The following is an 11,419-nucleotide window of genomic DNA, read 5'->3' on the forward strand; positions in this document are numbered from 1 at the left end:
GGCCCCGCAGATCTCATGCTGGACCTCAACCGAGTCGAGCGAGCAGGGCGATGACCCAGCGGCACCTCGGGCGCATCGGCAACCCAATCACGATCACCGACACCCGGAGGGTGGACCAGTGAGCGACTCCCCGGCGGGCTGGGGTTCGGCCCGCGAGATGTCGCCGTTCGAGGTCATGATGTGGCGGGCCGAGGGCGACGACCCCCGTTTCCGGTCCCCGGTCCTGGCCGTCGAGCTGCTCGACGCCAAGCCCGACTGGGACCGGCTCGTCGCCGCCGTGGACTGGGCGACGCGGATGGTCCCGCGCTTCCGCGAGCGCATCCGGGAGCCGCTGGGCGGGCTCGGTACGCCGTACTGGATCCACGACCTCGAGTTCGACCTCCACTACCACCTGCGCCGGGTGCGGATCCCCGGCGCCGGACCGGGCTTCTGGGCGGAGCTGTCGCCGATCGCCGAGCAGTTCATGATGACCCCGTTCGACCGGGAGCGTCCGCCGTGGGAGGCCATGCTCGTCGAGGGGCTGCCCGGCGGGCGTGCGGCGTTCCTGCTGAAGCTGCACCACGTGCTCACCGACGGCATGGGCGTGGTCCAGCTCCTGTCGCAGCTGCACAGCCGCAAGCGCGAGCACGACGACACCAAGCCGCAGCCCGCCGCGCCCGAGCCGACCTCGCCCGACCCGCTCGCCGAGGTCGACCGGCTGGTCCGCCGCGAGGCCGGGATCGTCCCGGCGGCCGCCCGTGCCGCCCGCGACGTCGTCGGCGCGCTCACCCACCCGCTGTCGGCGGCCCGCGACACCGCCCGCTACCTCGACTCGGCGCTGCGGGTGCTGTCCCCGCCGCCGGGCAGCGGTTCGGAGCTGCTGCGACCGCGGGGCATGTCCTGGCGGTTCGTGGCGCTCGACGTCGACTTCGCCGACCTGCGGGCGGCGGGCAAGTCGGTGGGCGGCTCGTTCAACGACGCCTTCGTCGCGTCCCTGCTGGGCGCCTTCCGGCTCTACCACGAGGCGATGGGACACCCGGTCACCGGCGACGCGACCCTGCGCACCTCGGTGCCGGTGTCGGTGCGCAGGGAGGGCGACGCCGCGGGCGGCAACCGCTGGGCACCGGCCCGGCTCGCCGCGCCGATGGGCGTCGCCGACCCGGCCCGGCGGATCCGGGAGGTGTCCGAACAGATGCGTGCCGCCCGTTCCGAGCCCGCGCTGGAGAGCCCCGACGTCGTCGCGCCGCTGCTGGCCCGGCTGCCCGGCCCGCTGCTGACCCTGGTCGCGGGCGGCTCGACCCAGGGCAACGACCTGCAGGCGTCGAACGTGCCGGGGCTGCGGTCCGAGGCGTTCCTGTGCGGCGCCCGGATCGACCGCGTCTACCCGTTCGCGCCGCTGCCCGGCTGCGCGGCGATGATCTCGGTGGTCACCCACGGGGACCTGTGCTGCGTCGGGGCGAACATCGACGCGGCCGCGATCACCGACCGCGAGGAGTTCGCCCGCTGCCTGGCCGGGGGGTTCGCGGAGGTCCTCGCGCTGCAGCCCGGGGCCGCCGAGCCCATGATCGTCGGATGAGCGCACACCACGTCGGCGGCTCGGGGGAGCCGCTGCTGCTGCTCCACGGGATGACCTCCTCCTGGCGGGCCTGGAAGCCGCTGCTGCCCATGCTGGAGGAGCACCACGAGGTCTGGGCGGTCACGATGCCCGGGCACCTCGACGGCCCGTCGATGCCCGAGGGCGAGTTCAGCATGGACCTGATGGTCGACGCCCTGGTCGAGGAGCTCGACGCGCTGGGTGTGCCGGAACGGCCGCACGTGGTCGGCAACTCCCTGGGCGGCTGGGCCGCGCTGGAGCTCGCCCGCCGCGGCCGGGCCCGCTCGGTCGTCGGGCTGTCCCCGGCCGGGGCCTGGTCGGTGCCCTCGGACCTGTACCGGCTGCTCGTGGTGTTCCGGCTCGGGGCACTGCTCGCCGGGTGGGCGCCGATGCGCACGCTGGCCTCGTGCGGGGCGATCCGCAGGCTGCTCCTGCTCACCGTGGCCGAGCACGCCGACCGCTACACCGCCGACGAGGTGGCCGAGCTGTTCGACGACCTCGCCGGCTGCACCATCCTGGAGCCGCTGCTGTCCGCGGCGCGGATGGACACCGCCATCACACCGTTCGAGCAGCTGCCCTGCCCGGTGCGGGTCGCCTGGGCCGGCTCCGACCGCACGATCCCCTACGGCCGCTACGGCCGCCCGCTGATGGACGCCGTCCCCGGCGCCGAGCTGGTCGTGCTCCCCGGCGTGGGCCACGTGCCGATGGTGGACAACCCGGCGCTGGTGGCCTGGACGATCCTGCAGCACACCCGCTACCAGGTCGCGTCGTGACCGGCCCCGGCAACGCCCCCGCCGACCTCTCCGCCGCCCTCGACGGCTGGGCCCCCGGACCGCTCGTCGGCACCGACACCGTCACCCCGTGGTCGGTCGCCGCGTTCTCCGGGCTGCTCGACCTCGACCCGGTCGCCGCCGACGGGGACCCGCTCCCGCCGCTGTGGCACTGGCTCGCCTTCCTCGACACCCCGCCGATGTCCGCGCTCGGCGACGACGGCCACCCCCGCGAGGGCCACTTCCTGCCGCCGGTCCCGGACCGGCGACGCATGTTCGCCGGCGGACGCCTGACCTGGCACGCCCCGTGGCGGGTCGGCGAACCGGTGACCCGCCGCCAGGAGCTCGGCCCGGTCCGGGTCAAGCAGGGCCGCAGCGGCGAGATGGCGTTCGTGACGACGCGGGCGGAGTTCCGCCGCGGCGACACGCTGCTCTGCGTCGAGGAGCAGGACATCGTCTACCGCTCGCAGCCGGCCGGCACCGTCCGGGGCACGGTCGCGCCGGACCCGGCGCCGCGCCCGGAACACGAGTGGGCCTTCACCGTGCCGACCGGCCCGGAGCTGCTGTTCCGGATGTCGGCGTTGACCTACAACACCCACCGCATCCACTACGACCTGCCCTACGTCACCGGCGTCGAGGGCTACCCCGGCCTGGTCGTGCACGGCCCGCTGTTCGCCCTGCTCGGCCTGGAGATCGCGCGCCGCCACCGTCCGACGGCGTTCGTGCGCGGCTTCGAGTACCGCCTCACCGCACCGGCTTTCGCCGGCGCCGACGTCTGGGTCGGCGGGACCCCGGACGGGGACCGCATCGACGTCGCGGCCGGGTCCGACGGGGCACCGGAGTCGGTGCGGGGGAGCATCGAGCTCGCGACCTGAGCCTGCCCGGGTCCTGCCCCGGTGCACCACGGCTCCGTCCTCAGCTCTCCCCGGCCCCGGCCCCGGCCCCGGCCCCGGCCCCGGTCGTTGCCCCGCCCCCGGTCATCGCGGCGATCGCCTCGGTGACGGCCTGCTCCACCCGCTCACCGTCGACGCCCGAGCGGGTCAGGACACCGTCGCCGTCCTCCTGCTCCAGCAGGGCCAGCAGGACGTGCTCGGTCCCGACGTAGTTGTGCCCCATCCGCAGTGCGTGCCGGAAGGTCAGCTCCAGGGCCTTCTTCGCGGCCGGGTCGAACGGGATCAGGGCGGGCACCGTCGTCGCCCGTTCCGGGAGCGCGGCGACGGCGGTCGCGCGCAGCGCCGTGGTGTCGGTCCCCAGTCCGGTCAGCAGCGCGACGGCCAGCCCCTGCGGTTCGGCGAGCAGCCCGAGGACCAGGTGCGCCGGGGTGATCCGGTCGCTCTCGGCCGTACGGGCCTCGTTCTGCGCGGAGACCACGACGTTGCGGGCCCGCGGGGTGAACCGCTCGAAGCCCTGCGCCATGTTCTCCGGGGCGTCCGGACGGGTGACGAACCGCTTCTGCGCGGCCTGCTTGGAGACCCCCATGCTGCGGCCGATGTCGGTCCACGACGCCCCGGCCCGGCGGGCCCGGTCCACGAAGTGGCCGATCAGGTGGTCGGCGACCTCGCCGAGGTGGTCCCCGGCGAGCACGGCGTCGGAGAGCTGCTCCAGCGGGTCCTGGTGGACCGAGGTGATGGCGTGGATGAGGTCGTCGAGGCGGACGGTGCCCCCCAGGGGTGTCGGTGACGTCATGCGTCAACCGTAAGTTGACGACAGTTGTTCGTCAACCTCGGGTTGACGATCACTCGTGTTCGGGCAGCAGGGGCACCTGCAGTCCCTCGTCGTGGCCGAGGCGGCTGGCGCGGCCGACCGAGGCCGAGCCGAACCGGCTCCGGACGGCGTCGAGCGCGGTGTCCAGGGCCGGACCGGCGTGGGCGTCGAGGGGAAGCTCCAGCTGCAGGGCGTCGTCGCGGTCCAGGTTGGTCAGCGACAGGCCGAGCAGGGTGATGCCGCGGGCGTGGATCTCGGGAAGGGCGTCGCTCAGCAGCCGGCGGGCGGCGGAGAGGATCGTCGGCGTGTGCGCGGTCGCGACCGGCAGCGTGTGCGACCGCGTGATCCGTGCGTAGTCGCCGAACCGCACCCGCAGCACGACGGTGCGGCAGACCCGGCCGCCCGTCGCGGCCCCACCCGCGTCGCGCGGTACGGACGGGCCGTCGATGTCGACGGTCTCGTCCGGCTCGTCGCGGTCGGACCCGCGGGGGGCGCGCAGGCGCCGGGCCAGCCGGTCGACGGTCGAGGCCAGGATGCCGTCGAGCTCGGTGTCGGTGCGCGGGTGGCGACCCAGGGCCCGCTGCGACCCGATCGAGCGGCGTGTCCGGTGCGTGTCCACCGGGCGGGGGTCCCGCAGGTGCGCGAGCGCGTGCAGGTGCCGTCCCGCGGCCGGCCCCAGGTAGGACACGAGCGCGGCCTCGCCGAGCGCGGCGACGTCGGCGACGGTCCGCACGCCCACCTCGTGCAGTCGCCCCGCCGTCACCGCCCCGACGCCCCACAGGCTGCGCACCGGCAGCGGGTGCAGGAACTCCCGCTCCCGCGCCGGGTCGACGACGAGCAGCCCGTCCGGTTTCGACGCCCCACTGGCCACCTTGGCGAGGAACTTGGTGCGGGCCACGCCGACGCTGATCGGCAGCCCCGCCTCCCGGGCCACCCGCTCGCGCAGCCGCGCGGCGATCTCCCGGGGCGTGCCCGCGATCCTCGCCAGCCCGCCGACCTCCAGGAACGCCTCGTCGATCGACAGCCCCTCGACCTCCGGGGTCGTGTCGCGGAACAGCGCGAACACCCGGCGGCTCGCCTCGGAGTAGGCCGCCATCCGCGGCGGGACGACGATCGCCTGCGGGCACAGCGCCCGCGCCTGGCGGCCGTTCATGGCGGTCCGCACGCCGTGCGCCTTGGCCTCGTAGCTCGCGGCCAGCACGACACCGCCGCCCACGACCACCGGCCGCCCCTGCAGGCGCGGGTCGTCGCGCTGCTCGACCGACGCGTAGAACGAGTCCAGGTCGGCATGCAGGATGGTGGCCAGGCCGCGCACGAACACATGTTCGCATGCGGCGGGGTCCGCGGCGAGCGGCTGCGCCCGACGGCTCAGGCGCCCCCGGTCCGGCTGCGCCAGCGTTCCCGGGCCCGGCGTGCGGCCTTGGCCACCGCGGCGTCCGGGTGGTGCTCGCCGAGCGCGGCCAGCACCTCGCCGACCCGCGGGTGGTCCAGCTGCCACACGGCGTCGAACACCTCGAGGGTCTCGGGCGGGAACTCGGCGGCGAACGCGTCCGGCCAGTCCTCGGCGTCGACGGTGTCCAGCGCGACGGCCAGCACGTCGATCGAGGCGGTGAGCAGCAGCTCCGGCTCGACGGCGTCGGCGTCGAGCTCTCCGCGCGCGACCAGCCGGCGCGCCACCATGCCGCGGTGCGGGCCGTCGAGGTGGTCGTGCAGCAGGGTGTCGACGGCCTCGGCGCCGAAGCGGTCCGCGGCCACGCCGGTCGCGGTGAGGGCGACGAGCAGGGGCTGGCCCGGCGCGAGCGCCGCCGCCACGAACTCGGCCACCGCCCGCGCCGGATCGGGCTGCGCGGCGTGCCAGGCGTCGATGTCGCGGCGCCATTCGTCGGGCGGGACCTCCCCGGCCAGCTCGACGATCTCCGCGGCCGAGGCGACCGCCGGGTCCGGCCGGGTCGGGTAGTGCAGGTCCTCCGCGGCGAGCAGCAGCAGCGCGCACGCGACCCCGCCCGGGGTGAGCTGCACGATGCCGCCGACCCGGACCTCCTCCGCCCCGTCGGGCTCGTGGCTCGACCCGGTCCAGGCGACCATCCCGAGCCGCTCCAGCTGCTCCAGCAGCGTCGCGGTCCGGAGCGAGGCGACGTCGGCGTCCCCGTCGGCGTCCTCGGTCCAGTCGAGCAGCACGTCCAGGGCGTGGCGCAGGTCGTCGTGGTCGACGCCGTCGTCGACGTGGCGCAGCAGGAACAGCAGGGCCGGGGTCGCGTCCTCCGACGGCGGACCCTCCTCGGCGCGCAGCAGCGCCTCGATCGCCTCGTCGTCGATCTCACCGGTGAACACCACGTCCGCGTCGGGTGCGGTGTCGTCGACCGGGGTCGGCGCGGCCTCCCGGACGGGCAGGTCCGGGTCCACGGTGTCCTCGGCGGCGACGTGCGGCCAGCCCGTCGACAGCGCGCCCACCTCGCGGGCGGCGAGCACCAGGTCCTCGTGGGCGGAGGTGTCGTCCAGCCCGGCGAAGCGCGGCACCGCCACCAGCCGCCCCGACTCCCGCCGGACCGCGCCGGCGCGCACGCTCGTCTCCAGCACCCAGGTCAGGGTCCGCAGCCGGGTCGAACGGTCGAGGCGGACGACACGGTCCGGCTCGTCGCCGGTGCCGAGCAGACCGACCAGCTCGCGGGCGTCGGCCAGGCGCAGGTTGCCCGTCGCGGTCAGGGACCGGCCGCGCGGGCCGCACCAGCCGGCCAGCGCCCGCGCGTCGTGCAGGATCCGGGCCTGCGCCGCGGACGCCGCCCGGTCGGCGGGCGAGGGGATCCGCACCGGGTCCGGGTCGTCACCCAGCTCGGTGAGCAGCGGCGACCCGGCCCCGGCCTCCAGCTCGTCGTACTCCTCGACGTACTCGCCGCACAGTCGCCGCACCTGCGACGGCCGCGGCGAGCCCGGGGCGAGCAGCCCGCGCTCGTCGAGGAACTCCACGAACGCGGCGACGCTGGCGGGCACCAGCCGCACCGGCAGCCGGTGCTCCAGCACGATGTGCGGGCACCAGCCGTCGAGGAAGGTCTCGACGTGCTCCAGCGGCCAGTCGGCGAGGTCGCCGTCGCCGGCGAGCCACTTGTACTGCAGCAGCAGCTCCGCCGACATCGGTTCGGCGACCACCTCGTTCTCGGTCAGCCACGCCGCGAACCCGTCGAGGAGTTCCTGGGCGGCCGCGTGGAACTCGTCGTCGGAGTCCGGGCCGAACCGCATGCGCATGGGCCGAGTGTGCACGCCCGGCACCGGCCACACACCCACGGGCGCCGATCGGCGTGTCCGGAGCAGGTCGTGCCGCGGGCGGGCAGGATGGGCCCGGACATGACCACACTGTTCGCCCTGCTGATCGCCGCGACGGCGATGGTCGGCAACACCGTCGCCGCCCTCTGGGAGGCCCGCGGCAGCCGGCTGGCGAAGTACGGGCGCCCGGTGTGGCTCCAGCCGTGGTTCCTGGCCGGGCTGCTCGCCGACGTCGTGGCCTGGGTGCTCACCGTCGTCGCGCTGCGGTACCTGCCGGTCTTCGCGGTGCAGTCGATCCTGGCGGGCGCGATCGCGCTGACCACACTGGCCGACCACGACTGGAACCCGTGGAACCTGATCCGGCGCGACCGGTGGGCGGTCGTCGCGGTGCTGGCCGGGCTGGTCGTGGTGGCCGCGAGCGCCGCGCCGGACCGCCCGGACGCGCTGCCCCCCGTGGCCACCCCGGTCCTGCTGGTGTCGTTCGTGGTGATCCTGGCCGCCGCCCCGTTCGTGTGGCGGGCCGGACGGCCGATGCTGCTGGCGCTGCTGGCCGGGCTGGGCTTCGGCGGGACCGCGCTGGCCGTCCGCGCGATCCACCCCGGCCCGCTCCGATGGGAGACCGCGGGCAACCTGCTGCTCGACCCGCTGGTGTACGGCGTCGTCGCGATGGGGGTGCTCGGGGTGCTGGCCTTCGCCCGCGCCCTGCAGGACGGCGCCGTCGGCCCGGCGACGGCGGTGCTGTCGGTGACCGAGGTGGTCGTGCCCGGTCTCGTCGGGATCGCGCTGCTCGGCGACCGGATCCGGCCCGGCTGGGAGGGGGCGGCGCTGGCCGGGGTCCTCGTCGCGCTCGGCGGGGTGGTCGCGCTGACCCGCCCGGACCCGGAGTCGGTCCGCCGCCGCGTGCACTGAGCCGCGGCCCCGGGGGAACACCTCCGCCCGGCTGTGGTGTTGCCCCCACATGACGAGCACCCTCACCGCCCACGACGCGTGGCGCACCGCGCGCGAGCAGACCCTCCGCGAGCCGCACGGCTGGTTGTCCCTGACCGCGCTGCACTGGCTCGACGACGGTGACGGTGCCGTCCCCGGGCTGCCCGGGACCTGGCGTGCCGCGGGTCCCGACGAGGTCGCGGTCACCGCCGTCGCGGACGACGGGATCGTGCTGCCCGGCGCGACCGGCCCGCTCGACGGCACCGCGCACGTCCGGCCCGTCGACGGCGCCCCCGGCGTGATGGTCACCGTGGGGGAGCGGGTGGTCGAGATCGCGCGGCGCACCGACGCGTGGGCGCTGCGCGTGCGCGACCCGCAGGCCCGCACCCGGACCGCGTTCACCGGGGTGCCCGCCTGGCCCTACGACCCGGCCGCCGTCGTCGACGCCGTGTTCACCCCCTACGACGCGCCGCGGACGGTGACGGTCGACGCCGTCGTCGCCGGGGTGCAGCACTTCCCGACCGCGGTCGGCGAGGTCGCGTTCACCTGGGCCGGTGCTCCGCAGCGGCTCGTGGCGCTGGCCGGGAAGGACGGCGGCCTGTCGCTGCACTTCCGCGACGCCACCTCCGGGGACACCACCTACGGCGGCGGCCGCATCCTGCGCACCGACGACCCGGCGCCGGACGGGACGCTGGAGGTGGACCTGAACCGGGTGGTGAACCTGCCGTGCGCGTTCACCGCCCACGCCACCTGCCCGCTGCCGCCCGCCGGGAACGCCCTGGACGTGGCCGTCGAGGCGGGGGAGATGAGCCCGCTGCGGCCCGACCTCGCCTGAGGCCCCCGGTCCTGCCGCGGTGAGGGGGAGTTGCAACCTCCCCGCAACCGGTGTCGTGGATCACGCGGGTGGTGTTCACTCACCTCCGTTGCCCCGACGACCGCGGCAGGACGGCGAGCGCCGCCCCGGTCGTGGCGAACCGCTCGCAGGAGGTGCCCGTGACCACCACGCAGGAGAAGACGGCGGCACGCACGACCGCGGAGGGTTGGCTCACCGCCTTCGCCGACGCCCTGTCCGCCCGCGACATCGACCGCGCCGTCGCGCTGTTCGCCGACGAGAGCTACTGGCGCGACCTGGTCGCGTTCACCTGGAACCTGAAGACCGTCGAGCACCACGACGGCGTCCGCGACCTGCTCGAGAACACCCTCGACGGGACCGACCCGTCGCACTGGGAGATCTCCGCGGAGCCGACCGAGGCCGGCGGTGTCACCGACGTGTGGTTCACCTTCGAGACCGCCGTCGGGCGCGGCTCCGGGCACGCCCGCCTCGTCGACGGGAAGGCCTGGACGTTCCTCACCACCCTCGACGAGTTGAAGGGGCACGAGGAGCCCCGCGGGGAGAACCGGCCGTTCGGCACCGAACACGGCGCCAACCCGGACCGGGTCACCTGGAAGGAGCGCCGCGAGGCCGAGCTGGCCGAGCTGGGGCGCACCCGCGACCCCGAGGTCGTGATCATCGGCGGCGGCCAGGGCGGTATCGCGCTGGGCGCCCGGCTGCGCCAGCTCGGCGTCGACACGATCATCGTCGAGCGCAACGAGCGGCCCGGCGACTCGTGGCGCAAGCGCTACAAGAGCCTCGCCCTGCACGACCCGGTCTGGTACGACCACCTGCCGTACCTGAAGTTCCCGGACAACTGGCCGGTGTTCGCGCCGAAGGACAAGATCGGCGACTGGCTGGAGTTCTACACGCGGATCATGGAGCTGAACTACTGGGGCTCCACCACCGCGCGCAGCGCCGAGTTCGACGAGGCGTCCGGCCGATGGAGCGTCGTCGTCGACAAGGCGGGCGAGCAGATCACCCTGCGCCCGCGCCAGCTCGTGATCGCGCTCGGCGTCTCCGGCAAGCCGAACATCCCCGACTTCCCGGGCCGGGAGCAGTTCCGGGGCGAGGTGCAGCACTCGTCGCAGCACCCCGGCCCGGACGCCTACCGGGGCAAGAAGGTCGTGGTCATCGGGTCGAACAACTCCGCGTTCGACATCTGCGGTTCGCTGTGGGAGGTCGGCGCCGACGTCACCATGGTGCAGCGCTCGTCCACCCACATCATCAAGTCCGACACGCTGATGGAGTACGGCCTCGGGGACCTCTACTCCGAGCGCGCGGTCAAGGCGGGCGTCGACACCCACACCGCCGACATGATCTTCGCGTCGCTGCCGTACCGGATCATGCACACGTTCCAGAAGCCCGCCTACGACAAGGCCCGCGAGGTCGACGCGGACTACTACCGGCGGCTGGAGGAGGCCGGGTTCGAGCTGGACTTCGGCGACGACGACTCCGGCCTGTTCATGAAGTACCTGCGCCGTGGCTCGGGCTACTACATCGACGTCGGTGCCGCCGAGCTCGTCGCCGACGGCAAGGTGAAGCTGGTCCGCGGGCAGATGCAGGAGTTCACCGAGAAGGGGGTGCGGCTCGCCGACGGCACCGAGCTCGACGCCGACCTCGTCGTGTTCGCGACCGGCTACCGGTCGATGAACGGCCTCGCCGCCGACATCGTCGGCCAGGACGTCGCGGACAAGGTGGGCAAGGTGTGGGGCCTGGGCTCGGAGACGACCAAGGACCCCGGTCCGTGGGAGGGCGAGCAGCGCAACATGTGGAAGCCCACCCAGCAGCAGAACCTGTGGTTCCACGGCGGCAACCTGCACCAGAGCCGGTTCTACTCGCTGTACCTGGCGTTGCAGCTCAAGGCGCGTGAGGCGGGCATCGACACCCCCGTCTACGCGCTGCAGGAGCGCCACCACCTCTCCTGACCGCCGAGCGGGAGAGACCTGTCGGGGACGGTCACCGCCGCACTACGGTGCGGTGGTGACCGTCCCCGACATCGCGGTGCAGGCCGCGCGGGCGCTGTGGGCCGAGCTCGAACCGGTCCACGACGTCGTGTACTTCGCCCCCGAGGCGCGGGCGGCCGCCGAGGCGGCCGGGTTCCGCGGATTCTGGCGCGGCTACTTCGCGATGCGCGCCGCCCCGCTGGGGCCGGTGGGCGCGGCTCCGGTGACGGCCGCGTTCCACGGCTTCCACCCGTCGATGGTCGCCCGTGCGCTGCCCGGGGTCTGGTCGCCGGGGTCCCCCGACGGGGCGCTCGCGGCCCGGCTCGCCGGTTCCGCCGCCGCGCTGCGCCGGTCCGGGCTCGACGGCGCC

General features: G+C 74.9%; 9 protein-coding genes and 1 pseudogene. 7 read left to right on the top strand and 3 right to left on the bottom strand.

Features of this window, described 5'->3' with window-relative positions; translation table 11 throughout:
- Positions 1-118: 118 nt before the first annotated feature.
- From NH602_RS21320 to NH602_RS21330, 3 genes are read left to right on the top strand one after another with little or no spacing between them, the layout of a single operon-like run.
- Positions 119-1,555: a wax ester/triacylglycerol synthase domain-containing protein gene (locus NH602_RS21320; RefSeq protein WP_253068724.1), complete on the top strand. Its 1,437-nt coding sequence runs from the start codon at positions 119-121 to the stop codon at positions 1,553-1,555.
- Positions 1,552-2,346, top strand: coding sequence for an alpha/beta fold hydrolase (locus NH602_RS21325; protein WP_073574246.1), 795 nt, complete (start codon positions 1,552-1,554; stop codon positions 2,344-2,346). Before NH602_RS21320 ends, NH602_RS21325 begins: the two co-directional genes overlap by 4 nt.
- A complete protein-coding gene (locus NH602_RS21330) occupies positions 2,343-3,218 on the top strand; it encodes a MaoC family dehydratase N-terminal domain-containing protein (RefSeq protein ID WP_073574245.1) in 876 nt (291 codons plus the stop codon). Before NH602_RS21325 ends, NH602_RS21330 begins: the two co-directional genes overlap by 4 nt.
- A 40-nt stretch (positions 3,219-3,258) precedes the next feature.
- Here NH602_RS21330 and NH602_RS21335 read toward each other — a convergent pair whose 3' ends face one another.
- From NH602_RS21335 to NH602_RS21345, 3 genes are read right to left on the bottom strand one after another with little or no spacing between them, the layout of a single operon-like run.
- Positions 3,259-4,029, bottom strand: coding sequence for a Clp protease N-terminal domain-containing protein (locus NH602_RS21335; protein ID WP_253068725.1), 771 nt, complete (start codon positions 4,027-4,029; stop codon positions 3,259-3,261).
- 49 nt (positions 4,030-4,078) lie between these two features.
- Positions 4,079-5,368 carry a DNA polymerase IV gene (gene dinB, locus NH602_RS21340; RefSeq protein WP_253068728.1) on the bottom strand — a complete coding sequence of 430 codons (1,290 nt, stop codon included), beginning with the start codon at positions 5,366-5,368 and terminating at the stop codon, positions 4,079-4,081.
- Positions 5,369-5,415: 47 nt separating this feature from the next.
- On the bottom strand, positions 5,416-7,287 hold the full coding sequence (locus tag NH602_RS21345) for a hypothetical protein (protein ID WP_253068729.1): 1,872 nt from the start codon (positions 7,285-7,287) through the stop codon (positions 5,416-5,418).
- Positions 7,288-7,386: 99 nt separating this feature from the next.
- On the opposite strand from NH602_RS21345, the gene NH602_RS21350 reads away from it, so the two are divergent.
- The 4 genes and pseudogenes from NH602_RS21350 to NH602_RS21365 form a co-directional block, all read left to right on the top strand.
- Positions 7,387-8,214 carry a hypothetical protein gene (locus tag NH602_RS21350; protein ID WP_253068726.1) on the top strand — a complete coding sequence of 276 codons (828 nt, stop codon included), beginning with the start codon at positions 7,387-7,389 and terminating at the stop codon, positions 8,212-8,214.
- Positions 8,215-8,263: 49 nt separating this feature from the next.
- Positions 8,264-9,067, top strand: coding sequence for a DUF1684 domain-containing protein (locus NH602_RS21355; protein ID WP_253068727.1), 804 nt, complete (start codon positions 8,264-8,266; stop codon positions 9,065-9,067).
- Between the two features lie 158 nt (positions 9,068-9,225).
- On the top strand, positions 9,226-11,031 hold the full coding sequence (locus NH602_RS21360; protein ID WP_073574430.1) for an NAD(P)/FAD-dependent oxidoreductase: 1,806 nt from the start codon (positions 9,226-9,228) through the stop codon (positions 11,029-11,031).
- Positions 11,032-11,086: 55 nt separating this feature from the next.
- A pseudogene (locus NH602_RS21365) lies at positions 11,087-11,419 on the top strand (hypothetical protein); the annotation flags it as partial.

Source organism: Pseudonocardia sp. McavD-2-B (assembly GCF_024124365.1).
In the GTDB taxonomy this organism is placed as follows: Bacteria; Actinomycetota; Actinomycetes; order Mycobacteriales; family Pseudonocardiaceae; genus Pseudonocardia; species Pseudonocardia alni.